Here is a 24,107-nt window from a genome sequence, read left to right as displayed (position 1 = left end):
GTGCGCCGCGGTGAACTGGACGTCATTCATCTTCTCCATACAGATTGATGCTGCTGCTAAACGGCTGGTCGGTTGCAGGCGTCGCGGACGAGTTGGCGGACGATTTCTTCGGTCTCGGTTTGGACGACGACCGCGTTGGTGGTCGTCTGGGCATGGTTACGACTACCTTGCCGGGTTTCTCATCGACCTGCTGGGGAGACTCGGGGTGTTGCGGTGTCGAGAACGCCGCCCGGGTCTTTTGGCGGAAGGCCGCCGATAGAAAACTGTATTGCTTTTGCGAGAGGCCGAAGAAATCCAGACCTGCATCTCGTCGCGCCTGTTCACCGGCCGACAACAGATCGCGATGGGCTCCGAGCCGAAACGGACGGCCAGCAGCTTGCTCGGCTTTGGCAAATTCGCGGACTTCCTTGCGTGCCCACAGATGCTGTTCCAAAGTCACGCCGGATGCGATGCCCCCGACCGACGCGACGAGAAGGCAGTCGCCGTCGAGCTGGGCTTTTATCTCGCGCACCTCGCGGAAGGCACGCGGAACGACGACAAGAATGGAGCCGAGGTCACGTGGGTCGACGAAGAAATCGACCTTCCCGCGTCCAAGCCTTGCGCGCAGCAGCGCCAGGGTGTCGCTGTTGTAACTCAAGCCGAAGATCTGAATCCCGTGCTTATCGATAACTCTTTCGTCCTTATACCCAAACGCCACGAAAAGCTGATGCGGTGTTGGAGGCTGATCGAGGCCGTACTTCCGGGTGAGGCGGGTCCATTCGCCATAGGGAGTGCGTCCCTCGAGGCCGCGATGGCCGCGGTGATGATAGCGGTCGACGATGTATCGCACGGCGGCCTGGAAAGTCTTTTCGAACGTCGCGCTTGCCATTTCCTTTGCAGGGTAGTCATCCTTCTCAACGACATTTGCGAATGTCTGCCCCGCAAAGTACCGACACACGCGCTTGAATAGCCGGAAGAATGCCTCGATGGTTCCTCGCATTTGAGGATCCATATCGGGCATCACGCGGTTGGTTGCGCTCAATCGAACGGAGTCGCTAAAGTCCCCTTTGAACGCAGGGCCTCCATCCGTAACGATGGCTCCAGGTCTGCCGAACATCGGCCAATCGCTTATGCAGTTTGCAAAACCAGCGATCGCGGACTTGTCGGTCATGACGGTGCGTAACGCGGATTTTGCGCCTTGCGTGCTTGGCGGCAAGGGAGTCAAGTGAAAGCCCACGATGCACCGGGTTGCGACATCGATGGCTACGGTAGCGGTACATCGCGCTCGAGGAATGTCAGCCTTCTGTTCCTCGGATAACTTACGCCAGGTGTCTGTCCGGATGACCAGGCTCATGAGGTCGAACTCCCAATCATCCATTTCCACCCGTTCCATGGGCATGTGGACTGATAGGCCGAGTCCAACTGGCGTGTATTTGCGGATTGCCCGGTCGAGACTGAACCGCCCCGCTTCGAGCAGGAACGGGTCAATTTTATGTATTCGACGACGAACGGCCGTCTCGCTTACGTAAACCTTTTGCCGTTCAGGAAGAGTGGCGTTCAAATCCTCCAATGCGAGCTCGACGTCCTCGTAGATGTCGCGCATCAAGGGTCTGGTGTTCGTCGCGTAACGCGGCACGCATTGGTCGATTATCGGAAGCGCGAGAGGATTGATCTGATTTCGATTTCCGGAACGCTCGTAGCCGGGGCGGAATGCCTCCATCCGCTCGTCGTGTTTTCGAAACAGAGTCAACCATTCGCGAAGGGCAGAGGGGCCGGGATAATCGAATTCCTTTCGAGGCTGTCCCGCGATCCGACGACCGGGCCGCCGGCGTTCGCCGTACAGGTCGAAGTACCATCGGTCCATCACGTGTTTTTCGGAATCAATGAATCGCTTTAAGTCGGTTGGGGACTGTCTCGGCCTCCATGCTGAGTTCGTATCGATCCGTCGACGATGGAAACGCACGCACCACTCCGTCTTCCAGGCGATGGTGCGCAGTGCATCTTCCGGAAGGTCCGAAAGATCAGAGCTGTCGTTGCGTTGACGGAGGTAGGCGAGCGTCTTGGAGTAAAAATCGCGTTCGTACTTCAGCCGTCCCGTTCGCCTGAGGGCGTTTATCTCCGCATCCGACTTTGTGATGAAGTAGTCCTGGAGCAGGCTGTCCGATACCAGCTGAAGAGTGAAGCGATCTCGTTCTTTCTGGAAGACGCGATAGGTCTGACCATCCAGAGTCAGGCGGTCGTGACGACCGAACCTGTTGCTGCGCTCACGTCGATCACTCATTTCGAAGCAACGTAGATAATGACGCGTAAATGCGAATTGGCACACCTTTGATCGTGGACATGACTGAAGCGAGGACGGAAAATCCAGAGTTATTTGCTAGATCACGATGGGCGACGGCCAATAAAGTTATTGAACCGTGTATCGGGTGTGATTGTGGAATATGGGCGCACAAGGCTCACATCCTCTGACTGGAGCATGGCGATCAAGGCGTCTGAACCGCGCGATCCTAGTTCGGTTTGACCGGCGATCGTTCGAGGCGTGACGACGGGCGGCGCCGATCGAAGATGATTACGGACCAGGTCGATGGCGTCGATGTCGAAGTTGCGTCCGCATCGAACGATGAGCTCGGCGTTTGCGATTGTCGTCGGGCTGATGTCGAACTCCGTCAAGACACGATATTCATCGAATTTGTGGTCGCCGGTTGCGGCGATCATCCGGACGAGGTCCTCAAGCGCCACCTTGTGTGCCTCTGCGGCATACTTGATAAAATGCGCAATGCGCTTTCCATCGGCGAAATCAACGACCGCATCCACGTAGTGGATGTGTGTCGTTCCGTCGCGGGTGTAGGAGACGAGAAACTGCTCGTGAATCGCGATCACGTCCGATCGGGCAATGAACGAAGTGACGTGCTTGGATTCGAGGCCGCTTTCGGCGTAGATTTCGCGCCTCCGGAACGGGTCGATAAGCACCACGATCTTCGATCCAAGCCTCTTCGGAACGGGGATGCGATCAGCGACGCTGGGTTCGATCACCACCGCGCGCCCATGGCCTTGAGGGCACGGTTCGCAAACAGGCGTGTTATGAGGCAGCCCCTATAGGTGTCAGTGCCACCAAACCTCGCAGACCGGCGCGATGCTCCCGCAATGACGTGGGGGTTGGCGGAAATGATTTCGCGGTAGAGGGTGTGGTGCGAGTACATGTGGGGTCTCCGGTAAACATGGCGTTCGGCAAGCGGATTCCGGCGCCTCGCACCGCCTTTGACGAGCGAGTTGGATCGCGATACCGAGCGTTCGGCGGCGACGTTGCGGACGTGTCTGCTAGGTCAGCGCGTTTTCAGGCCGTCAGTCAGTGTGGCGAGCGGGATCATGGACGTGATCTCCCCACGGCGACGCCAGAATGCGTCGGAACGTTGTCGTTCGGGACATGCGATGCCCGCATCGGCGTGCGACAGTGCAAGCGGCAAGCCGCCAACGATCACGCCGATATGTTGACGAGCACCGAGGATTTGCGTGCGGAGATGCAGCCGGAGGCTTGCGTGAATGCGTTCAACATTTGAGCCTCCTCTGGTTGGGATCATCTGCGAAGACGATCAGGCTGCGGGCTTTCGCTAATGCGAAAGGACGTGCTGCATACAGTTGCAACGCGTCGTCCACAAGATCCGACTTCATCTCGATGGCTCCACTTTTGGCGTTGCCTTAATGGCGTATTGAACGTTGAGCGTCAAAAATCGAGAAAAGTGTAACTGGATCGTGAAGCAGCCGCGGCGGCTCGAATCGATCGTCGCCGGATAGGAGCGACTTCATCCAGGTGGGATCGATCTTGCGGCCATTTTTAAGATGATGCCGAGAAATGCTCCCGATCGATACCGGTCTGAGCGACGAATTCACGCGCCAAGAGATGAAGCACTCGACGGTTCTGCTCGGGCCAGCGCTCGGGCGCCCTTCATACGTCGCCGAGGAGACTCTCAATCGCTGACGAGCGCCGGATCATTCTTGAGGCGTTCAATCGGTTGGTCCGGATCAGTGGAGGTCATGCAGGTCAAAGTCTGCCCCAATCCGAGGGATGCCTCAACTGCAGCGGCGACAAGCGTTGCCTGATATAAATCGGAATCGATTGATCCGCTGCCGTCGTCCGCATATTCGCCCAACACGACCGGTTCGGCCGCCAGTTCGGCGAGTAGGGTCGTGACCTTCGCGATGTATCTAGCCTTTATCTTGTCAAACCCTGGAGTGCGATGGAAGCTGGTTTCCCCGGCGCGCCCTGCCATTGTCTCCCGTGAGACCTTTTATTGCTCGGGTAGGAGTGAGGTTACGAGATCCCTATTGCGGTCCTCACAATTTGAAGAAACATCATTTGAATCCTCTCCTCGTACGAGGCGGGTGATATCGGAGGACGTAAGTTGGCTGTGCTGGGCGAGGGCGTCAGCGATCAAGACCAGCTTGCCGCGATGTTGGCCTATCAGCACACGAGCGCGTTGCGCGCAGGCTTTGAGCTTCGCATGGACCTGTCGACGCAGGCGGGAATCGCTGCGAACTAATGCTAGAATTTCGACGGGATCGTTGGGAACGAGGTACACGAGGCTGTTGCCGAGGCCGAACGATGATTCCAGGCCCGCTGCGAGGACGGTCGCGAGATGAAGATCTGAGTTTTCCGCGCCGCCGCTGCCACCAGCATGGCCACCCAGGACAACATCTTCGGCCGCAAGTCCAGCCAGCAAGGTCGTCATTTCGGCGAGATGGCCGGTGATCGAGCGGTCGAAGCCTGGAATTCGATAAAATTCCGTCTGGCCGGCGTCGCTTTGTGAATGGACGGTTTCCCGCAGGACCCGGGCAGCGGTCGGAATGCTGCCGGATTCCGCGCTCAAAAGGTGGCCAACCAGAACGTGCCCGGCTTCGTGAACGCAAGCCCGCTGGAATGCGGCCTCGGACAGCCGGATACGCGGGAAACCCCGTTCCAAGTCCTCGAGCAGCATCGGCTGTCCGGAACGTCGGGCGCGTCGGCGTGCGTCACGGACAACCCTCTCGATCAAGGCGCCCGTCGCGCCCTCGAGGCGGCGGGCAATGTCGGTCAGATCGAACCCGGCAAGGTGGTCACCGAGGTGATATCGCAGGATCTTCGAGCGTGCGGCCAGATCAGGCGGGGCGATTGAGAAATGCCTGTCGAGACGTCCAGGTCGGAGGAGGGCGGGGTCGACCTTTTCGGGGTAGTTTGTCGCGGCGACGACGACAACGCCTTCTCGGCCTTCCAGGCCGTCAAGGCACTCCAGCAGCGCGTCTACCACCTCCCTGCAGTACTGCTCGTTTGCCCCCTGAAAATTTTCCCGATTTCCGACAGCGTCGATTTCATCGATGAACAGGATGCAAGGGGCGGACTTGATGGATTCGTCGAAAGCGCGGCGCATGGCTTTCAGGAGCTCGCCGAGATGTCCCTTCGCTTGCCACCTGGCGAGCGAGTGTACGTGCACCGGAACGCCGCAAGTGTTCCCCAAAGCTCTTGCGAACAGCGTCTTGCCGGTCCCTGATGGCCCGCTAACCAGAGCCCCGCGGTCAACGTCGGCCCACGACAGCCGCTGGTCGCGATACTCCTGAAGATCCCTTGCCAGCGACATCCCCCAATCTGCGACATCTCCCAATCCGGTCAATTCCTGGAGGCGAGGGTGTGGCGTCAGGTCGGCCTTCCGAGCCTCCGGGGAAACGGAACGATACCGCTCGATAAGGTCGATCGCCTGGCGCAGTGTGCGGCCGCTGCTGAGGTAGACGTTCAAGACTTCGATGGGAACATCGGCCGCCGCAGAAAGAGTTTGAGGAGGAGGGACGTCGCGAAAGATTGCCCTGAAGGCCGCTGCCAACACGCGTTCATCAGTTCGGTCGAGTGCTACGATTTGGTCTGCGATCCGTTGAAACGCAACTGGCACGTCCTCTTTGTCTGAGGCGAATCCGAGCACGATGCTGTGGTTCGACAACAAGCGGAGCGAATCGCGATCAGCCGGAGATTTCCCTGCATCCTCCCTGTGCCAGAACAAGGCGTGGTAGGTCGTTTCATGGTCGACCACCGCCCCCAGAAGTGCCAAAGCTTCCCGGGCGTACACTTCGAGAAGTTCCGGTTGCGCACCGGTAAAGGCGACGAAAGCAGGTTTTCCACGCAGGACATGGTGAAGGCCACTCCGGCGGAGCGCGCGAACGATCGAGATTCGGATGATGAGGTTTGCGGCATGGCGAGGAGGCGTGCCATGTTGTACATATTCGCGAATGTGCGTTCGGTTTCGCATGACGGATCCACTGCGGTGCTGAAGCGATGTGGAAGCAACTATTCAGTGATTAACGCTGCCTTCGAGGGCTGGGCGACCAAGCGCGTAGATGCGAGACAGCGTTCGCGCATAGCCGAGGGCCGGAGCCAGTAACCATAAGCCGCTTGTCATTCCGCGATGGCCATCCTGCACATGCGGGTGTCCGCCCATCGTGCCGACGATGCAGAGCTCGGGGCGGAAGGCTATTTGCCACTGGTCGAGCACCGGGGCATTGGCGATCGTCTGCCGATCGGGATGTTGTCCGACCCGTGCGCGGTTCAGATCGGTCAGGAGCCGCTGCAGCCGTTCGATCTCCAAGGAGATCTCCGGAATGGGGGTGTTATCATTGACAATGAACATGACATGGCTCGTGTTCTCGGCACTTGCTCAGATGCCGATGGATGGAAGAACTGGAGCGAAGAAGTCGCTGCTAGTCTTGTAAGTGCGAGGCAATGAGCGCCTCGCGCTTTTGTCGACGAGACGGCGAGACAGTTGTTTTCGGGACGGACGTGCCTATCCCTGATGTCATCCGCTTGCCAGATGTAGACGGTCGATCGCGGACGAGCCGACTACTTTTCGGATTGCTCAGTACCAATTCCGAGGTGTGGATGTCTCGGAGCGTCCAGGGGTGGACGCTGATATACAGTGCCGATCAGGTAAGCCGCGGGGCAGTGTCGTGTCCATTGAGCTCTCCCGAAGGCCGCGCAATAAGGCTGTTGCAGTGGATGTCGCTTGCATCACCGTCTTGCGTTAAGCCAGAGTTCAACGAGGCGATGGCATTTTGGATCAATCTTGGACCGGCGGCGCAATGCAGATGAGAGCATGACCGGCGAGGTGATATCACCCTCGATTGCGCAAGCCAGCACAGCGGAAAGAGCAACGTCGACTTCGATAGCGCTGATCACATGCTTGTTGAGTTGCCGGATGGAGACCGCAATGCTGGCGGCCGCGTAGCCTCGGATAGCAGCCGACCATTCCTTGTCGGAGATCGTTTGGATCCGGATCAACGTTCTTCTTAGGTGCCGGAGGTCGCCACATGAGTACGAACCGGGCTCGCGAGTTCGCCACCACTTCGTGGGTGAGCCGAAGGACTCGGTCGGCAGCGGAAGGATTACTAGCGTCTGCTGTTGTTGCGCTGTATGCTGGCGGATGTTTTCCGAAGAGGCGATTTTGTGAGCGATTGCCGACATGTGTTGTTTCCCCCGAGAGCATGTACGAGACGAACGACATCAAGCCAAAGCACGGCGGAGCAGGAGTCGATGTGCGAATCCTACTGTCAGATCTGTTGCGACGACGCGCGGAGAATGAACTAAATCCTTTGCAAGGATTGCAAGCTAAGCTTCGACACGACTCGCCTTGTAGGCGAGCGCCGTATCGGCTGAATTCGAGAACAACTTAACGGTTAATATACCACACATCAGCGAAATCCGGTAGATCGGGTTGGGGTTATGGTTAACGCGGACGTTCGGAAGATCTCACCGGCGCAACTGCGAGCGGCGCGGGCATGGCTCAGATGGAGCCAAGACGACTTATCTGCGCGAGCTGGGGTCTCGAAGAGTTCAATTGCGGATTATGAGACAGGGAAGTCCCTGCCATACTCAGGGACGCTGGCTAGTCTGCAGCGAACGATCGAGGCAGAAGGCATCGAATTTCTGTTCGACGGACTTGTCCCGAAGGGGATAACGATTCCTTGATCGCTTTCGCGCCAGGTCCTTGATCGCCCCGCGCAGTGCAGGCCACACGCCAGCCGAGGCAATGCTTGGCTGTTCCCGCCGAACTACCTGTACGACAGGCGGCCATTACCGGGAGCTTACGTCGCTCGCTGCGTAAGAAAGCTGTACTTGGGTGAACTAGCAACTGTCCGCCAGCAGCACTAGCCGCCGGCGGATTTTCATATCAGAATTAGCTGTGCATACCCTCAATCCGATCCGAGTGATCTCTTAGTCCAACCTCAATCGAGACCAGTCATGGAAAGCAAGGCACGATCAGCAGAAGACCAATCTTGCCAATCTTTGCGAGTGATCGCGCCGGATGCGATATTGTCGATGCTCAATTGTGCAGAGACACGCAGCATCTCGCTGCTGAAGCGATTTCTGAGCAAGTTCAAGTCAAACATCGAGAACGAAAACGACGATAAAACGCGCTCGCTATTTGCGCGACTTCAAAAGTTCGCTGCTTGGGGTGAGGATGTCGAGAATAGTTACGGGAAGGGCGCTCTTTTGGAGCTCTCCCATCCCGACATCCAGTACTCCCTTCAACTTGGAATTATCACGCAACGTGAAGTGAGTGCCCCTTGCAACGCGTCATAGCCATCGTTCGCGTGGCAACCGCAAGGTTCTTCCGCATGAGTATGAATATCGATTGCCCGGATTTTGGTGAGATCGATCATGCCTTAGACTCCTTGGATTTGGCTTCGCGGCGCGAATTCGAGAAGCTTGCGTACCAGTCGATCGCTTCAGGGTTTCGCATCGAGCCGAGGTTGACGGAGGCTTCGACCGACTGCCCCATCAGCAGCTTGCGAACGGGGATTTCCATTTTCTTTCCGGTAAGTGTGTAAGGGATGTCAGGCGCCTCGATCACCACGTCCGGTACATGACGAGGGCTTCGCTCCTCCCTCAGTCGGGCCTTGATCCGTGCGATCAGCTTTTCGTCGAGCCCCTGGCGCTCAACAAGGCGGACGAAAAGGGGCATGAAGTAGCCGCCATTTTCTTCTTCGATGCAGACCACGAGGCTATCGGCAACCCCTTCAATCTGTTCAAGCGTGCGATAGATCTCGGCCGATCCGATCCGAACGCCGAATCGATTGAGGGTCGCATCCGACCGGCCATGCACGATGCAGCTACCCCTCTCGGTGATCGTGATGCGGTCGCCATGACACCAGACGCCCGGATAGACGTCGAAATAGGAGGCGCGATATCGCTCAGAATCCACATCACCCCACAGGAAAAGGGGCATGGAGGGCATCGGTTTCCTGATAACGAGTTCGCCTGGGGTCCCTATCAAAGGCTCCCCATTCTCACCGTAAGCGTGCAGATCGACGCCGAGTGCGCGCGCCTGGATTTCACCTGCATAGACTGGCAGTGACGGCACGCCGGCAACGAGCCCTGAGCAGAACTCCGTGCCCCCGGACTGAGAGGTCACCCACAGATTCGGTTTGACGTGCTCATAGAGCCAGGCAAACGTTTCAGGCGTCGCGGGAGATCCGACAAGGAAGATGTTCTCCAAGGGGCTAAAGTCGCCCTTGTCTTTGGGAACGATGTGCTGGGCTGCCATGAGCTGCACGGACGTCGGGCTGGTTCCCAGCGACTGCGCGCCCGTTTCTGCTGCGAGCCCCAACAGCATCCCGGCGTCGGGGAAGGTCGGATGGCCGTCATAGAGCACGGCAGCACCGTTCATGAGAGGTGCCCACATCAACGTGTTCCACATCATCCAGCCAGTGGTGGTGTAGAAGCACATCACGCTTCCGGGTTTCAGGTTGAGATGAAAGGCCGCAGACTTATAGTGCTCTAGAAGAATGCCGAGATGTCCATGCACGATGGGTTTCGGAAGGCCGGTCGTGCCCGAAGAGAAAAGTATCCACAACGGATGATCGCCAGGGACGTATTGGTACTCGAACTCTCCCGAGGCAACGGGCTCGCCGGCGAAGAGGGATGGCCAGCGGACGAGGCGCCGTCCACAGTTCGGCAGCTCTTCCTTCCTGGTGAGGTAGTCAAGCCAAACGACGGTCTCAACACTTTCGAGCGAGGCGACGATCGCGCGAATTTGCTCTGTCCGGTCGAAATCCTTCCCGCCGTAACGATAGCCATCCGCGACGAAAAGGACCTTAGGGCGGGTCTGAGTGAATCGATCGATCACCGTGCTTGCGCCAAATTCCGGCGCGGCGGTCGACCAAATGCCTCCGACCGCGGCCGTAGCCAGCATGGCGAGCACGGTCTCGGCGATGTTCGGCATGTAGGCAGCCACCCGATCGCCCGGACGAACGCCCAAACGGCGCAGCTCGGTCGCGAGTTTCTGCACATCGCGCACAACTTCCGCCCAGCTCAAGGTCTGGAGGGGACGCAGCTCGGACTTGTGAAACAGAAAGGGACGGTCGGGGTCGCCGTCATTCGCGTGGCGTAGGACATGCTCCGTAAAATTTACGAGGGCGCCAGGGAACCATTCGGCTCCCGGCATCGTGCGCTTGACCAGCGAAGCCCCGGGGGGCGTGATCGAGTGGATTCTAAAATAGTCCCATATCGCCTGCCAGAAATCCTCGACTTCGGTGGCCGACCACTGCCAGAGCTCATTGTAAGCGCCGAAATGAAGGCCGCGCTCCGCTTTGAGCCAATCCACGAATTTTGAGATGTTTGAACTGGCGACATACTCGTCGGTGCCCTCCCAAAGCAATTCTCCCTGTTGAGTCATATCGCCTCGTCCTCCCACATTAAGTTACTGCTCGTAGCGATGGGGCATCGGCCGGTCGCTCCGGAACCCAGAATCATTTGATCTTCCAGCGGTCCTCACCTAGACAGCGTACAATAAGTCCTGTACGATGTCCAAGAATTTTATCAGGACGATATCATTGAGAGGCACGATGGGACAGAGCGCACTGCAACAACCGGCGAGCGACGCGCTTGCGCTGGCATTGGCCGAGGCTACGGACACATTCGCGCAACGCAATTCAGCGAGCGCCGAGCAATTCGAGCGAGCCAGTCTCTCCATGCCCGGCGGCAACACGCGTACGGTGCTTTTTTACAAGCCGTTCCCCGTCACCATGGTGCGCGGAGAAGGATGCACTCTGTGGGACATGGACGGCCATCGCTACGATGACTTTCTCGGCGAGTACACCGCCGGCCTCTATGGGCATTCGGATGAATGCATCCTGCAGGCGATCAAGAAAGCGATGGATGACGGGCTAAGCCTTTCGGGACACAACAGACTCGAATCCGAGCTCGCAGCGGAAATCTGCAATCGCATTCCGTCGATCGATCTCGTGCGATTCACGAATTCAGGAACAGAAGCCAATCTGATGGCCATCGCGCTGGCGAAAGTCGCGACCGGACGCTCCAAAATTCTTGTTTTCGACGGCGCGTATCACGGAAGCGCAATTAGCTTTTTTGGCGGCGTCTCGTCACCGATCAACGTGCCACACGACTTTATCATATGCCCTTATAACGATCCCGAAGCCGCGACGGCTCTGGTCAGGAAGCATGGACCAGATCTGGCCGCCGTGCTTGTCGAACCGATGCTTGGCGCCGGCGGTTGTATCCCGGGCGACGTGGAGTTTCTCGGCGCATTGCGCCACGCGACTGATGCAGTCGGCGCGCTTCTTATTTTTGATGAGGTGATGACTTCCCGGCTCGCATTCGGAGGTCGCCAGTCGCAATTGAAGATTCTTCCAGATATTACTGTGATCGGCAAATACTTTGGCGGTGGACTCTCGTTCGGCGCCTATGGTGGTCGTGCTGATCTCCTTGAACGGTTTGATCCGCGGCGACCGAGCAGCCTTTCGCATCCGGGGACCTTCAACAATAACACTCTGACCATGGCGGCGGGGCTGGCCGGCCTGCGAGAAAGACTCGATCGGGAGGCGGTGTCGCGATTCAATGATCGGGGAAGCGGCCTCCGGGACGACCTGAACGCGATCCTTCGAAAAGCGGAGTTTCCGATGAGCCTCACGGGGCTTGGATCCGTCATGAATGTTCATGGCACCAAGGCGGAAATCCGTAACGCTGGGGACCTCAGGGGGCAGAATGAGAGGCTTAAGGAGTTGTTCTTCTTCGACATGCTCGAGGAAGGCATCTACCTGGCTCGTCGTGGCCTGATTGCGCTGTCCTTGCCCATCGGTGACGCGGAGACCGAACGATTGAAGAGCGCAGTCACGCGCTTCGTCGAACGCCGCCGGCCGCTATTGGCTCAACTCAACAGCTGACGAGTATTTCTAAGATGATCGATAGTTTCCCGCCAGTTGGCGGACCAATCCAGCTCTTTTACACCCCGATCGGCGCGAAACGACTTCCAACCATCTCGCGCGCCGAAGGCATCTACATGTGGGATACTGCCGGGAAGCGTTACGTTGATGCCTCCTCCGGGCCGATTTGCTGCAATCTCGGGCACGGCAACCGCCGTGTGATAGAGGCGGGCGTCTCGCAGATGTCGAAGGTGTCCTTCGCGAGCAGGAATCTCTTCGAAAACGAACCGAACATCCAACTGGCTGAATTGCTGGCGACGCTGTCCGGACCGGGTTTCGAGCGAGCGTTTATCGTTTCCGGCGGTTCCGAAGCCACGGAGGCGGCGCTCAAGTTCGCTCGGCAATACGCTGTCGTCACGGGCCGGGACACGAAATGGAAAGCGCTCGCCAGAATGCCGAGCTACCACGGCGCTTCATTGGGAGCCGTGTCGGTAACGGGCGATCCTGAAAGCGAATACCTCTATGGCGAGGTCACTCGCATCATGCCGAAGGTGCCAGCGCCCTTCACCTATCGGCTTGCCGAAGGTCAAGACGCAAAGGGTGCGGCCGAGGCGGCAGCCAGAGCACTGGAAGAGGCCATTCTTGCGGAAGGACCCGAGACCGTGCTCGCCTTTATCATGGAGCCAGTCGGGGGGCTCGCGACAGGCGCGCTCGTAGCACACGACGTCTACTACAGCCTTGTTCGCGACATCTGCACGCGCCATGGCGTCCTGCTCATTTACGACGAGGTGATGAGCGGCGCCGGGCGCACGGGCAAGTTCCTCTCAGCGGAGCATTGGCCGCTCGCTAAGCCCGACATGTGCACCCTCGCCAAGGGCGTTTCTGCGGGCTACACGCCCCTCGGCGTTGTCATGGTCAGCGCTGAAATGACGGACATCCTGCGCAACGCGGGGGGGTTCGTCCACGGCCACACCTATTCCGCCAATCCGCTGTCCTGCGCCATCGCTCATGCCGCGCTCACCGAACTCGTCGAGCGGGACCTGATGAGCAATGCGGCCGAAATGGGCGAGCTTCTGAAAGCGGAGCTGATTGCGCTGATGGATCGCTGCGATTTCATTGGCGACGTGCGCGGCAAGGGTCTGCTTACCGCGATCGAGGTTGTGTCAAACAAAGAGCGGAAATCGGTTTTCGCATCTGGAGAACCATCGGTCGGCCGCCTGGTTCAGCTCGGGATCGAGCGAGGCCTTCTGCTTTACACGCGCCGTACCGCATATGGTCGCTACGGCGAGTGGCTGATGATCGCCCCGCCTCTGATCGTCACGAGAGAACAAGTGCACGAGATCGTCGGCCTACTCGAGGCGACATTTGCCGCGTTCAAGGCCGAAAAAGCTGGAAGACCATGATCGCGTCCGTTGTCCCCGTTCACAGGAAACCGCGGCAGTTGTCCCTCGGCATGATCGGCGTAGGCGCTTTTGGCGCCTTCGCCGTCAAGCATCTCGCGCCATATTTTCGTGTCGTCGGCTTCGATCCGGTTGCTGATCTCAGACCGCTCGCGGCAAAATACGGACTCCATTCGGCGACGTTGCGGGACGCGGCGAGTTGCGACATCGTCGTGTTGTCGATGCCCGTCCAGATGCTTGAGAAGGTCGTCCGCGATATCGCGCCGCACTTGCGAAAGGGAAGTATCGTCCTTGACGTCTGCTCAGTCAAAACAGAGCCGGCCGCAATTCTGGCGGAGCTGCCGAGCCATGTGCAGGTTATTGGCACCCATCCCCTTTTCGGCCCTCAGAGCGGGAAGGCAGGAATAGACGGTCTGCCGCTCGCCATCGTCCCGATACGTGGGACGGCCTGGCGAATGGTGGCTGCCTTTCTTCGCAGTCGGCTGAAGCTCAAGGTCGCGGTGACGACGGCGGAAGATCACGACCGCCAGATGGCCTATGTACAGGGCCTGACGCATTTGATTTCCCGCATTCTTCTGTCGATGCCTTCCCCCACCCTGTCATTGACCACCACCGCCTTTGACCATTTGAAGGCCATGGTCGACTTGCTTCGCCGCGATTCGGACGATCTTTTCCACGCAATCTGCGCGGAGAACCCATTCGTGCATGACGTCATTCGGGATTTTCTTGATGGCACCAGTACGGTTGGGGCGCAATTTTATGCCGACGACAAGCCACCAGCCTCTCCAATGGAAACCGGTCTCAGGATGATCTCTGTGGCTGCCTGTCCATAACTGCCTCCAGGCCTGCGATGAAGGCATCAACAAACAGCTCGAAGCTGTCGTCCATTGGGGCCTCAGCGCCATTTTGCCATCGCAAAATGAAGCTCTTGTTGGCCAGGCCTTCAATATTGCGCGCGAGGATTGGATGGTGGTCAGCTTCCACGGAAGCAACGACGCTACGCATCCCGATCGCCCACTCGGCGGCTTCCTCCTTCGGCACCATTGCGAATTCTTGGGTTGTGAAGCCCACCATGGCCGCGATCACGGCGTTGTAAGCCGCGCGCAACCGCTCGGGAGGGCACCCAGCCTGGGTCAGGACAGTCAGGATGCGCTCGATCATGTCGAGGTCCACACTGGCGTTGGATACGAGCTGGACACCAATGAGCGGCGCAACGTTCGGATGTTGGCGGATGGCCTCACGATAGTTCCAAAACAAGGACTTCAGCCACGTCTTCCAATCCAGCGGAAGAGCGGGTGCGATGCCGCGCAACACTTCCGAAATGACTTCGGCAATGACTGCGTTACGGCTTGGGATATGCCAGTAGATCGCCGTGGGATAGACGCCCAGTTCCTTCGCCAAATTGCGCATGCTGAAGCTTTCGAGCTCCGTGGCGTCGATGAGCTTGATAGCGGCCGCGACGATTGCCTCCCTGGTGAGACCCGGCTGATCGGGCTGAGGTTTCGACTTTCGCGGCGCTCGCCTCTGTCGACCTACAACGGCCTGGTTCATTTCAATTCTCCATACATTCCGCAATTGTTCGGCCGGCCAAGCCAACTGCTGACCAGAGGCTCCCTTCGGATTGTACACTGTCCATCGTACAATTGGAAATCATTGCGACCAGCCTTTCCACGAAATTTGTCTGAAATATCTGTCATGTGTGCCCGGGCCGCGGCTGGAGGAAGGGGGGCCTTGCAAATCCCACACCCTTGTTGTACTGTGTACAAGTACACTGTACAACAAGGGGAAGCCGGAATGAAAAGCATTCTATGTGTGCATTGCGATGTCGACTGTCCTGTTCGCTTTGGCAGGGCTCAACCAGCCCATTTGCGCCGACCACTCTCAACCTGACGGCCGACCCTCAGTTCGCCATCGAAGAGGGAGAAATCAACAATGGCTGACCAAGGACTCATGTCGCGCAAGCCAGTGGCGGACATCATTGCCGAAGGGGAAAAGCACGCCCTGTCCAAGACGCTCGGCGTCTGGAGCATCACGGCCTTGGGTATCGGTTGCATCATCGGCGCCGGTATCTTCATTCTCACGGGAACGGCTGCTGCAAATTATGCCGGTCCCAGCATCATGCTATCCTTCGTGGTCGGTGGCATCGCGTGCGCCTTCGTTGGCCTATGTTATGCCGAACTCTCTTCCCTCCTACCCGTTTCGGGTTTAACGTACACCTACACCTACACCTACACCTACACCTACGCCACACTTGGCGAATTGTTCGCCTGGATCATCGGCTGGGATCTCGTGCTCGAATATGCCATGGGCGCCGCTACCGTGGCGGTCGGGTGGTCGAGTTATGTCGTCAGCCTACTGCACAATTTTGGCATCGACATCCCACCCGCCCTTGCAGCCGCGCCCTACACCCAGACAAAGTTGCCCGATGGCACTACAGTGGCGGGTATCGTTAACCTCCCTGCTGCTTTCATTGTTCTGCTGCTCACCTTCGTGCTGATCGGAGGCACAAAGGAATCGGCGCGGCTTAACAACATCATGGTCGCGGTGAAGCTTACCGTGGTGCTAGCATTCATTGCCATAGGCTCCGGTTTCGTGAATCCGGCCAACTGGCATCCCTTCATTCCAGACAATACCGGGGAATTCGGCCATTTCGGCTGGTCCGGCATTATGCGCGGCGCCTCCGTCGTGTTCTTCGCCTTCATCGGATTCGACGCCGTCTCCACCGCGGCTCAGGAGGCGAGAGACCCGCAGCGCGACATGCCGGTCGGTATCCTCGGCTCGCTGCTGATCTGCACCATCCTCTATATCCTAGTCTCGGCCGTGCTCACTGGCTTGGTGCACTATACCGACCTCGTCGGCGTCTCCGATCCAATCGCCAAAGCCGTCGATATAATCGGCATGCCCTTGATCTCAATACTGATCAAAATTGGGGCCCTGGCCGGCATCACCACAGTGATCCTGGTTGTGCTCTACGGCCAGAGCCGCATCTTCTTCCAGATCGCGAAGGACGGCCTACTGCCGCCGCTCTTCGCCCGCGTACATCCGACTCTTGGCACTCCGCATCTCAGCATTGCGATAATTGGCGTCGTCGTGGCCGTGGTCGCCGCTCTCACCCCGATAGACATCCTCGGTGAGATGGTGAGCATCGGCACGCTATTCGCGTTCATCCTGGTCTGCGGTGCCGTTGTCTATTTGCGTCGCACGGATCCTCATGTGCCGCGCCCATTCCGGACGCCGGCAGTGCCGGTTGTCCCGGTCGGGGGAATGCTGTGCTGCCTTGGCCTGATGGTCTTCCTGCCCTGGGAAACCTGGCTGCGCCTCTTCGTCTGGCTGGCGATCGGACTCGCGGTCTATTTTGTCTATGGCCGGAGCCATTCGGTGCTGAGGAACGGCCCAGGTAAATAGACAGCTTGGAAGTTGCACTATGCGATCTCGCCGGGCCAGCCTCGTCCGGGCCGGCGATTTTGCTTTCGGTCTTCATGCCACCCTTGACGACGGCGAAGGACTACGACCGTCACGTGGCAAAATGTGCCGGGCCTGACGCACTAGATTTCCCGCTCTGGTCGAGTTGTTTCGCCGCGGGGCTGTCCGATGGCAACCAATCTCAGGACGATGTCTGACGCGGCCTGTCTATAACTGTCTCGAGGCCTGTGATGAAGGCATCGATAAACAGCTCGAAGCTATCGTCCATCGGTGTCTCAGCGCCATTTTGCCATCGCAGAATGAAGCTCTTGTTGGCGAGGCCGTCAATATTACGCGCGAGGATTGGATGGTGGTCAGCTTCCACCGAAGCAACGACACTATGCATTCCGATTGCCCACTCGGCGGCTTTCTCCTTCGGCACCATTGCGAATTCCTGGGTTGTGAAGCCCACCATGGCCGCGACAACGGCGTTGTAAGCCGCGCGCAACCGTTCGGGCGGACAACCCGCTTGGGTCAACACAGTCAGGATCCGACGCATCCCAATTGCCCACTCGGCGGCTTCCTCCTTCGGCGCCACTGTAAATTCCTGGGTTGTCAAACCCACGGCGGTCACGATGACGGCGTTGCACGCCGAGCGCAATTGCTCGGGCGGGCATCCTGCCTGGGTCAGGACAGCGAGGATCCGCTCGATCATATCCAGGTCAACACTCGCATTGGAGATAAGTTGGACACCAATAAGCGGTGCGACGTTTGGATGCTGACGGATGGCCTCACGAAAGTTCCGAAACAGGCACTTCAGCCACGTCTTCCAATCCAGCGGAAGCGCGGGCGCGATGTCTCGCAACACTTCTGAGATCACTTCGGCGATGACTGCACTGCGGCTTGGAATATGCCAGTAGATCGCGGTCGGATAAACTCCCAGTTCCTTCGCCAAATTGCGCATGCTGAAGCTTTCGAGCTCCGTGGCGTCGATGAGCCTGATGGCGGCCGCGACGATTGCCTCCCTGGTGAGGCCCGGCTGATCCGGCTGAGGTGTTGACTTTCGCGGAGCTCGCCTCTGTCGACCCACCACTGCGTGGCTCATTTTCAGATCTCCATTTCTGGTCGTCCGTGCCTCGCAGGGCAGAATCGGTTGGTGATTCGGGCCGACTCCCAAACTACGACCGAAACGAATGACCTTGTTTGAATGCCGTACGGGAAAACCACCCTCGGCGTATCTCAAGAAACACAGGTGGCACAAGGTTCATTGTACAGTGTTATTGCTTCCTCCGTGGTACCCCTGCCCAAGGTTTGAGCAGCCCTGCGCTCCAACGTTGAAGCCCCTCCGACGACCCACGCTGACCCAGTTCCGACGTTGGAAGACATCTACGGATGACACCCTCGAACGGCTGTTGTCGGCCAGAGCTGCAGCGCCGGATGGAGCTTGCCACATGGGCTGATTAATGTACAGTGTTCTTGTACGCTGCATAATAAACGCAGAAAGCCATGACGGCGACCCAGCGGAGGTTCAATGACGGCAATTCAGCCTGAAACTTTGGAGCCACCGGCTCCACGAAGTGATTTGCTCGACCTTGTCGATCAATTGGCGCTGGCTGTTGAGAGCAAGGTCATCGAGTGGCGGCGCGAAATACATGCGCGCCCTGAACTTGCCTGCAAGGAGTTCCGGACAAGTTCATTAGTGGCCGCGCATCTTCGAGCGCTTCGCTTTGATGAGGTGCGTACTGGGCTCGGCGGAGGCACGGGCGTGATCGGCGTGCTCCGAGGTTCAATGGACGGTCCCGTCATCGCTCTGCGCGCCGATATGGACGCGCTTCCTGTGCGCGAGGAGACCGGGCTGCCGTTTGCATCGAAAGTAACCGCTGACTGGGGAGGCGTCGAGGTCCCTGTCATGCACGCGTGCGGGCACGATGCGCATACGGCAGTTCTGATGGGTGCGGCCGAAGTCCTGGCGGCTCTACGAGACGATCTCCCAGGCACGGTCCTGTTTGTGTTTCAGCCCGCCGAAGAAGGGCCCCCACCCGGTTGGGTGGGTTTACATGGGGCCAAGCTCCTGTTGGCCGAAGGGGCTTTGAGTAGTCCAAAACCGGAGGCGATGTACGGCATCCATGTCGTCGGAGGAAAACCGCCAGGCACCGCCGGTCACATCCACTACCATGTAGGCTGCGGTGGCTACGCCATGCGGCAGTTCAAAATTGTTGTTGAGGGTAAGGGAGGGCATGCGTCGATGCCCTGGCGCACGATCGATCCGCTCGTGGTCGGGGCGCAAATCTTGCTGGGACTTCAGACGATCATCAGCCGGAACACAGACGTCTACCGCAACCAGGCAACCCTTTCGATCGGGAGCTTTCGCGGTGGCGAAAAGTTCAACGTCATCCCCGATGTCGCTGTCATGGAAGGAGCGCTGCGTGTGACGGACGCAGCCAGTATGCCTGAAATGGAACGCCGGCTGAGTTCGCTGGTGGAAGGCATGGCGAGCGCAGTAGGGGCGCTGGGGCGGGTAGAGTGGGGTCACTATGATCCACAACTGACAAATGACATCGAGCTCTGCGCTATTGCCGCCAGCAGCCTCGAGCGCGCCGCCGGACCTGATGGCGTGGTTGCCGTCGCGCCGCCATTCGCCCTCGACGATTTCGCACAATTCTCTCAACACATACCATCGCTGTTCTTCACAGTGGATGTGCCTCCCTGCAAAAATACGGGGAACCGGCCTATCAGTGGGCTACTCCTTCGGCGTGGCGATATTCGGGGGCTTTGCTCCTTTCATCATTGCCTGGCTCCTGAGTGCGACCGGGTCATTGTTGGCGCCTGGCTTCTACGTCGCCGCGGCAGCATTGATCAGCTTGATCGCGCTTCATTATTGCAAGCGATATCTGTCTTAACGGCCCGGAGGCAGCGTAGTCGCGAATGCGCTTGCGCTGCGTCCCGCGATTTCAATGTGCAGCGGATACAACACCATGGAAATTTCGAAAGCCTGTGACCTCGCAAGTGAAGGGAAACCGCGAGCTCGCGAACTGGGCGTTCCCTTCGACGGCACTCCGGGACCGAACAACACGATAACAGACGTTGCTGGGATCGAAGTTGGCATGACTACCCTTATCCAGGGTGACGGCCTCCTGGTGCGAGGGCGAGGTCCGGTACGTACCGGCGTCACGATCATCTTTCCGCTGGGCAAGCACGGCAAAGATGCGGTCGCGGCCGGCCGTGCCGTTATCAATGGCACCGGAGAATTTACCGGTTTGCATGTGGTGGACGAAGTCGGCCTGCTCTTTGGCCCGATCGCATTGACCGGAACCGGCAACCTGAGTGTCGTTCACCAGGGCCTTATTGATTGGTCGTCCCGGCCGGGATTTCTCGCCGACGATCACCTGATCACAAGGCTGCTTCCAGTTGTGGGAGAAACCCTCGATAGCAGGCTCAACGACGTCCACGGCCGGTCGCTGAAGCTCGAGCATGTCTTCGCAGCCATGGACAACGCGGGTGGCGGTCCAGTGCCGGAGGGAAATGTCGGCGGCGGCACGGGTATGACGGCCTATCAGTTTAAGGGGGGGACCGGGACCTCCTCGCGGGTGGTTGCCGTAAAGCGACAACGCTATACAGTTGGCGTTCTCGTGCAGGCAAACCATGGCCGCCGATCTGATCTGCGGATCGCTGGAATGCCGATAGGCCACGAAATTACAGACCTGATGCCCAATATGAATCCCCTCCTGCGAGAAGGGCCTGCAGCGGACGGCGAGGTCAAGAATTCGTTGCTCATTGTCATCGCAACGGACGCGCCTTTGCAGCCCCATCAATTGCAGCGGCTTGCGCGACGAGCCGCATTGGGCGTCGGCCGCGAAGGTAGCACGGCGGCGACGAATTCCGGAGAATTCAGTCTGGCCTTTTCGACGACCAACACGACACCGCTAAAAGGAAAGCCAAACGGCAAGGTCTTCGTCAGCGACAACGAGCATCAGGTTCTCGATGCTTTGTTTAAAGGAACGGTTGAGGCGGTAGAGGAGGCCCTCGTCAATCAACTCGTCGCATCAGAGACGATGTCCGGCGCCAATGGCTCAACGATCTACGCCTTGCCACATGACCGCCTGGTCAGTTTGCTGCACAAGTACAATCGATACGCGCCCTCTGGTTTCAACAACTGAGCCGCCTATGGGATCCATCAGCTTCTGAAGGCGCCAGAAATCTGCCTCGGCCGAAGGCCCAAATCTGTCCCGCCATTCGACGCCACATGTTTGCGGCGCATGTGTTCTGTCGCGCGTCATAGCGGCGGAGGTTTTGCCTCTCTCTGTCCAGCCAAACAACTCGCAATCGCCGTGAAACCCCTCCAGCCGGCACGGGCTATTGCAAATCTCCGGTTTCTCTTGTACGCCGTTCCTGTACGGCGTTAAATACACAAGGGGAACCCGCAATGAAACGCCCTCTTATATGCCTCGCAGTATCGGCGGCCCTTTCCTTCCCGGCATTTGCGAATGACGTCAAACTCGGTGTGCTGCTCGGATTCACAGGCCCGCTTGAATCGACCGCTCCCGACATGGCGGCTGGTGCCGAGCTCGCGATCAAGGAAGTCAGCGACAGTGGTCTCTTCCTGGGCGCGAGCAAAGTCGTGGCCGTTCGCGCGGACTCGACCTGTATTGACGCTGGCGCAGCAACCGCGGCGGCGGAACGCCTTGTCTCGTCAGACAAGGTGAATGCGATCGTCGGCGCTACCTGCTCGGGAGAATCGGCGGCGGTTCTGACAAATGTTGCCATGCCGAAGGGCGTTGTCATGGTGTCACCCTCGGCAAGCTCGCCGGCTCTCTCGACGCTGAAGAGCAACGGCTTTTTCTACCGGACAGCGTCCTCGGACGCGCGCCAAGGCGAAGTTCTCGCGGCGATCATGAAGGATCGTGGGATCAAGACCGCGGCGATCACGTACACCAACAACGACTACGGAAAAGGCCTCGCCGACAGCATCAAGACCAACTTCGAGAAACTCGGTGGAAAGGTCACGATCACGGCTTCGCATGAAGACGGAAAGGCCGACTACAGTGCAGAGGTCGCGTCATTGGCTTCGGCCGGAGGGGACGTTCTCGTTGTTGCCGGCTATCTCGACCAGGGCGGCAAGGGGATCGTTCGCGCCGCCCTCGATGCTGGTGCATTCGGAAAGTTCGTGTTGCCGGACGGCATGATCGGCGACAGCCTCATCAAGGCGATCGGGCCGGAGCTGAATGGCTCGTTCGGTGACGTCCCCGGCTCCGATTCCAACGGGACGGAACTCTACAAGGCGATGGCGGCGAAGGCGGGCTTCAAGGTTGGCCCATATGCAGCCGAGTCATACGACGCTGCCGCGATCATTTTGCTGGCAATGCAGGCCGCGAAATCGAGCGACGGTAAGCTTTTCAAAGACAAGGTCATGGAGATCGCCAACGGCCCTGGAGAGAAGATCCTGCCCGGCGAGTTGGCAAAGGGCCTGAAGATTCTCTCCCAAGGCGGAAAGATCGACTACGTCGGCGCATCTAACGTGAAGCTTGTCCCACCCGGTGAAAGCGCGGGCAATTTCCGGGAAATCCTAATCAAGGATGGGGCGATCACCACGGTCGGCTACCGCTAATTCCCGCGGACGGACGCTCGGCCCTGAGGCCGGCCGTCCCCTTCACAAGAGACGTCAGTATGATCACAGTGGAGAAGCTGTTTAAGCGCTTCGGCGGTCTTGTGGCCGTAAACGATGTGTCGCTTACCATTCAATCGGGAAAGATAACGGGACTGATCGGTCCGAATGGCGCCGGAAAGTCGACGTTGTTTAATCTTATTGCTGGGCGTTACCAGCCAACATCTGGCCGCGTCCTGTTGGATGGCTTGGATATCACCGGCATGCCCCCGCATCAACTATTTGCGAGAGGGCTACTTCGTACTTTTCAAGTCGCACACGAGTTTTCGACGTTGACCGTTCGCGAGAACCTCATGGTTGTCGCTCCCGGTCATCCCGGCGAGCGCCTCGTGAACGTCTGGCTGCGGCCCGGCTTGGTTCAACAGTTCGATCATCAGGCCCGACGAAAAGCAGATGAAGTGCTGGACTTTTTGAAGTTGAGCCACGTCGCCGATCTGCCGGCCGGCAACATTTCGGGCGGGCAGAAAAAGCTTCTCGAACTTGGTCGGACTATGATGGCCGATCCGAAGATCGTTTTCCTCGACGAGGTTGGCGCGGGCGTCAACAGGACACTCCTCTATGAAATCGGCGATGCAATAATCCGGCTCAACAAAGAGCGCGGCTATACGTTCTGCCTCGTCGAACACGACATGGATTTTATCGCTCAGCTCTGTAATCCCGTCATCGTCATGGCGGAGGGATCCGTCATGGCGCAGGGGACTGTGGCGGAGATCAAGGCCAATCAAGACGTGGTCGAAGCCTATCTGGGGCACGGACCGAAACACAAAAGGGAGGTTCATTCATGACTTTCCTCTCAGGAAACAGCATGACCGGCGGCTATGGCGCTGTCGATATTCTCCGCTCCTGCTCGATCACCGCGCAAAAGGGGCAGGTGACCGTAATCGTCGGCCCGAATGGCGCTGGAAAATCAACAGCGATGAAAGCCTTGTTCGGAATGCTGCCGATCCGCTCGGGATCAGTGCGTCTCGAAGATGAGGATATTACGTCACTGTCACCTCAGCGCCGCGTTGAACGAGGGATGAGCTTTGTCCCGCAAGTCAACAATGTGTTTCCGTCCATGACGGTACAGGAAAACCTCGAGATGGGGGGTTACCTGCGCAAAGACGATATTCGGGGAACGATCGAAGAAATATTCGAGCTTTTTCCGGCACTCAAGCCCAAGCGGCGCCAGCTCGCCGGGGAGCTTTCGGGTGGTCAGCGCCAGCAGGTCGCGGTTGGTCGCGCCCTCATGACCCAACCAAAGGTACTCATGCTTGATGAACCGACCGCCGGGGTTTCGCCCATCGTGATGGACGAACTCTTCGACCGCATCATCGAGGTTGCTCGTACCGGAATCGCGATTCTGATGGTCGAACAGAATGCCAAGCCCGCACTCGAGATAGCCGACGTCGGTTATGTCCTTGTGCAGGGAGAAAACAAATTCACCGATACAGGGGCAGCGCTACTCGCCAACGACGAAGTACGCATGACGTTTCTGGGGGGCTGAG

20 protein-coding genes and 1 pseudogene are annotated in these 24,107 nt (G+C 58.4%); 11 read left to right on the top strand and 10 right to left on the bottom strand.

Annotation, left to right across the window (positions count from 1 at the left end):
• Nucleotides 1-22 precede the first annotated feature (22 nt).
• From QXZ85_RS21570 to QXZ85_RS21545, 6 genes are all read right to left on the bottom strand, one after another.
• Nucleotides 23-2,260, bottom strand: a complete 2,238-nt coding sequence (locus QXZ85_RS21570; protein ID WP_315707226.1) for a Mu transposase C-terminal domain-containing protein — start codon at nt 2,258-2,260, stop codon at nt 23-25.
• A gap of 101 nt (nt 2,261-2,361) precedes the next feature.
• Nucleotides 2,362-3,012, bottom strand: a complete 651-nt coding sequence (locus tag QXZ85_RS21565) for a hypothetical protein (RefSeq protein ID WP_315707227.1) — start codon at nt 3,010-3,012, stop codon at nt 2,362-2,364.
• 932 nt (nt 3,013-3,944) lie between these two features.
• Nucleotides 3,945-4,247 carry a hypothetical protein gene (locus tag QXZ85_RS21560; protein WP_315707228.1) on the bottom strand — a complete coding sequence of 101 codons (303 nt, stop codon included), beginning with the start codon at nt 4,245-4,247 and terminating at the stop codon, nt 3,945-3,947.
• 18 nt (nt 4,248-4,265) lie between these two features.
• On the bottom strand, nt 4,266-6,248 hold the full coding sequence (locus QXZ85_RS21555; RefSeq protein ID WP_315707229.1) for an AAA family ATPase: 1,983 nt from the start codon (nt 6,246-6,248) through the stop codon (nt 4,266-4,268).
• Between the two features lie 42 nt (nt 6,249-6,290).
• Complete coding sequence (locus QXZ85_RS21550) at nt 6,291-6,626, bottom strand: DUF6634 family protein (protein ID WP_315707230.1); 336 nt, start codon at nt 6,624-6,626, stop codon at nt 6,291-6,293.
• 377 nt (nt 6,627-7,003) lie between these two features.
• Complete coding sequence (locus tag QXZ85_RS21545) at nt 7,004-7,456, bottom strand: hypothetical protein (RefSeq protein WP_315707231.1); 453 nt, start codon at nt 7,454-7,456, stop codon at nt 7,004-7,006.
• A gap of 258 nt (nt 7,457-7,714) precedes the next feature.
• On the opposite strand from QXZ85_RS21545, the gene QXZ85_RS21540 reads away from it, so the two are divergent.
• A complete protein-coding gene (locus QXZ85_RS21540; protein ID WP_315707232.1) occupies nt 7,715-7,960 on the top strand; it encodes a helix-turn-helix transcriptional regulator in 246 nt (81 codons plus the stop codon).
• Nucleotides 7,961-8,233: 273 nt separating this feature from the next.
• A complete protein-coding gene (locus QXZ85_RS21535; protein ID WP_315707233.1) occupies nt 8,234-8,575 on the top strand; it encodes a hypothetical protein in 342 nt (113 codons plus the stop codon).
• Here QXZ85_RS21535 and QXZ85_RS33830 read toward each other — a convergent pair.
• Both QXZ85_RS33830 and QXZ85_RS21530 read right to left on the bottom strand, forming a co-directional pair.
• A pseudogene (locus tag QXZ85_RS33830) lies at nt 8,551-8,655 on the bottom strand (4-hydroxyphenyl-beta-ketoacyl-CoA hydrolase); the annotation flags it as partial. The gene QXZ85_RS21535 and the pseudogene QXZ85_RS33830 sit on opposite strands and share 25 nt — an antisense overlap.
• Nucleotides 8,652-10,670, bottom strand: a complete 2,019-nt coding sequence (locus QXZ85_RS21530; RefSeq protein ID WP_315707234.1) for an acetoacetate--CoA ligase — start codon at nt 10,668-10,670, stop codon at nt 8,652-8,654. The pseudogene QXZ85_RS33830 and the gene QXZ85_RS21530, both read right to left, overlap by 4 nt.
• 169 nt (nt 10,671-10,839) lie before the next feature.
• Between QXZ85_RS21530 and QXZ85_RS21525 the strand changes: the two genes are divergently transcribed.
• From QXZ85_RS21525 to QXZ85_RS21515, 3 genes are read left to right on the top strand one after another with little or no spacing between them, the layout of a single operon-like run.
• Nucleotides 10,840-12,177 carry an aspartate aminotransferase family protein gene (locus QXZ85_RS21525; RefSeq protein ID WP_315707235.1) on the top strand — a complete coding sequence of 446 codons (1,338 nt, stop codon included), beginning with the start codon at nt 10,840-10,842 and terminating at the stop codon, nt 12,175-12,177.
• 14 nt (nt 12,178-12,191) lie between these two features.
• Nucleotides 12,192-13,559: an aspartate aminotransferase family protein gene (locus QXZ85_RS21520; protein WP_315707236.1), complete on the top strand. Its 1,368-nt coding sequence runs from the start codon at nt 12,192-12,194 to the stop codon at nt 13,557-13,559.
• Nucleotides 13,556-14,389, top strand: a complete 834-nt coding sequence (locus QXZ85_RS21515; protein WP_315730002.1) for a prephenate dehydrogenase — start codon at nt 13,556-13,558, stop codon at nt 14,387-14,389. Before QXZ85_RS21520 ends, QXZ85_RS21515 begins: the two co-directional genes overlap by 4 nt.
• Here QXZ85_RS21515 and QXZ85_RS21510 read toward each other — a convergent pair.
• Entirely contained in the window at nt 14,358-15,107 is a 750-nt protein-coding gene (locus tag QXZ85_RS21510; RefSeq protein WP_315707238.1) for a TetR/AcrR family transcriptional regulator, read from the bottom strand. The two genes, QXZ85_RS21515 and QXZ85_RS21510, sit on opposite strands and share 32 nt — an antisense overlap.
• Nucleotides 15,108-15,488: 381 nt before the next feature.
• Here QXZ85_RS21510 and QXZ85_RS21505 point away from each other — a divergent pair, with 381 nt between their 5' ends.
• Nucleotides 15,489-16,961 (top strand): amino acid permease, encoded by a 1,473-nt coding sequence (locus QXZ85_RS21505; RefSeq protein ID WP_315752459.1) that lies wholly within the window; start codon nt 15,489-15,491, stop codon nt 16,959-16,961.
• 199 nt (nt 16,962-17,160) lie between these two features.
• On the opposite strand, the gene QXZ85_RS21500 is transcribed toward QXZ85_RS21505, so the two are convergent.
• Nucleotides 17,161-18,063, bottom strand: coding sequence for a TetR/AcrR family transcriptional regulator (locus QXZ85_RS21500; protein WP_315707240.1), 903 nt, complete (start codon nt 18,061-18,063; stop codon nt 17,161-17,163).
• A gap of 426 nt (nt 18,064-18,489) precedes the next feature.
• Here QXZ85_RS21500 and QXZ85_RS21495 point away from each other — a divergent pair, with 426 nt between their 5' ends.
• From QXZ85_RS21495 to QXZ85_RS21475, 5 genes are all read left to right on the top strand, one after another.
• Nucleotides 18,490-19,956 carry an amidohydrolase gene (locus QXZ85_RS21495; protein ID WP_315707241.1) on the top strand — a complete coding sequence of 489 codons (1,467 nt, stop codon included), beginning with the start codon at nt 18,490-18,492 and terminating at the stop codon, nt 19,954-19,956.
• Nucleotides 19,934-21,115, top strand: coding sequence for a P1 family peptidase (locus QXZ85_RS21490; RefSeq protein ID WP_315707242.1), 1,182 nt, complete (start codon nt 19,934-19,936; stop codon nt 21,113-21,115). The genes QXZ85_RS21495 and QXZ85_RS21490 overlap by 23 nt, the downstream gene beginning before the upstream one ends.
• A gap of 266 nt (nt 21,116-21,381) precedes the next feature.
• A complete protein-coding gene (locus QXZ85_RS21485; RefSeq protein WP_315707243.1) occupies nt 21,382-22,563 on the top strand; it encodes an ABC transporter substrate-binding protein in 1,182 nt (393 codons plus the stop codon).
• A gap of 59 nt (nt 22,564-22,622) precedes the next feature.
• Nucleotides 22,623-23,405, top strand: a complete 783-nt coding sequence (locus QXZ85_RS21480) for an ABC transporter ATP-binding protein (protein WP_315707244.1) — start codon at nt 22,623-22,625, stop codon at nt 23,403-23,405.
• Nucleotides 23,402-24,106: an ABC transporter ATP-binding protein gene (locus QXZ85_RS21475; RefSeq protein ID WP_315707245.1), complete on the top strand. Its 705-nt coding sequence runs from the start codon at nt 23,402-23,404 to the stop codon at nt 24,104-24,106. Before QXZ85_RS21480 ends, QXZ85_RS21475 begins: the two co-directional genes overlap by 4 nt.
• Nucleotide 24,107: the final 1 nt, after the last annotated feature.

The sequence above is a fragment of the Bradyrhizobium sp. SZCCHNGR1005 genome (assembly GCF_032489995.1).
GTDB lineage: Bacteria > Pseudomonadota > Alphaproteobacteria > Rhizobiales > Xanthobacteraceae > Bradyrhizobium.
This window is presented reverse-complemented; position numbering and strand designations above follow the sequence as displayed.

Bases quoted from the DNA above. Each gene is read 5' to 3' on its own strand.
- QXZ85_RS21495 (WP_315707241.1), top strand. From the start codon at position 18,490: ATGACGGCAATTCAGCCTGAAACTTTGGAGCCACCGGCTCCACGAAGT.
- QXZ85_RS21510 (WP_315707238.1), bottom strand. From the start codon at position 15,107: ATGAACCAGGCCGTTGTAGGTCGACAGAGGCGAGCGCCGCGAAAGTCG.
- QXZ85_RS21480 (WP_315707244.1), top strand. From the start codon at position 22,623: ATGATCACAGTGGAGAAGCTGTTTAAGCGCTTCGGCGGTCTTGTGGCC.
- QXZ85_RS21525 (WP_315707235.1), top strand. From the start codon at position 10,840: ATGGGACAGAGCGCACTGCAACAACCGGCGAGCGACGCGCTTGCGCTG.
- QXZ85_RS21530 (WP_315707234.1), bottom strand. From the start codon at position 10,670: ATGACTCAACAGGGAGAATTGCTTTGGGAGGGCACCGACGAGTATGTC.
- QXZ85_RS21560 (WP_315707228.1), bottom strand. From the start codon at position 4,247: ATGGCAGGGCGCGCCGGGGAAACCAGCTTCCATCGCACTCCAGGGTTT.
- QXZ85_RS21490 (WP_315707242.1), top strand. From the start codon at position 19,934: ATGGAAATTTCGAAAGCCTGTGACCTCGCAAGTGAAGGGAAACCGCGA.
- QXZ85_RS21500 (WP_315707240.1), bottom strand. From the start codon at position 18,063: ATGAGCCACGCAGTGGTGGGTCGACAGAGGCGAGCTCCGCGAAAGTCA.
- QXZ85_RS21505 (WP_315752459.1), top strand. From the start codon at position 15,489: ATGGCTGACCAAGGACTCATGTCGCGCAAGCCAGTGGCGGACATCATT.
- QXZ85_RS21570 (WP_315707226.1), bottom strand. From the start codon at position 2,260: ATGAGTGATCGACGTGAGCGCAGCAACAGGTTCGGTCGTCACGACCGC.
- QXZ85_RS21555 (WP_315707229.1), bottom strand. From the start codon at position 6,248: ATGCGAAACCGAACGCACATTCGCGAATATGTACAACATGGCACGCCT.
- QXZ85_RS21535 (WP_315707233.1), top strand. From the start codon at position 8,234: ATGGAAAGCAAGGCACGATCAGCAGAAGACCAATCTTGCCAATCTTTG.
- QXZ85_RS21550 (WP_315707230.1), bottom strand. From the start codon at position 6,626: ATGTTCATTGTCAATGATAACACCCCCATTCCGGAGATCTCCTTGGAG.
- QXZ85_RS21540 (WP_315707232.1), top strand. From the start codon at position 7,715: ATGGTTAACGCGGACGTTCGGAAGATCTCACCGGCGCAACTGCGAGCG.
- QXZ85_RS21520 (WP_315707236.1), top strand. From the start codon at position 12,192: ATGATCGATAGTTTCCCGCCAGTTGGCGGACCAATCCAGCTCTTTTAC.
- QXZ85_RS21485 (WP_315707243.1), top strand. From the start codon at position 21,382: ATGAAACGCCCTCTTATATGCCTCGCAGTATCGGCGGCCCTTTCCTTC.
- QXZ85_RS21475 (WP_315707245.1), top strand. From the start codon at position 23,402: ATGACTTTCCTCTCAGGAAACAGCATGACCGGCGGCTATGGCGCTGTC.
- QXZ85_RS21545 (WP_315707231.1), bottom strand. From the start codon at position 7,456: ATGTCGGCAATCGCTCACAAAATCGCCTCTTCGGAAAACATCCGCCAG.
- QXZ85_RS21515 (WP_315730002.1), top strand. From the start codon at position 13,556: ATGATCGCGTCCGTTGTCCCCGTTCACAGGAAACCGCGGCAGTTGTCC.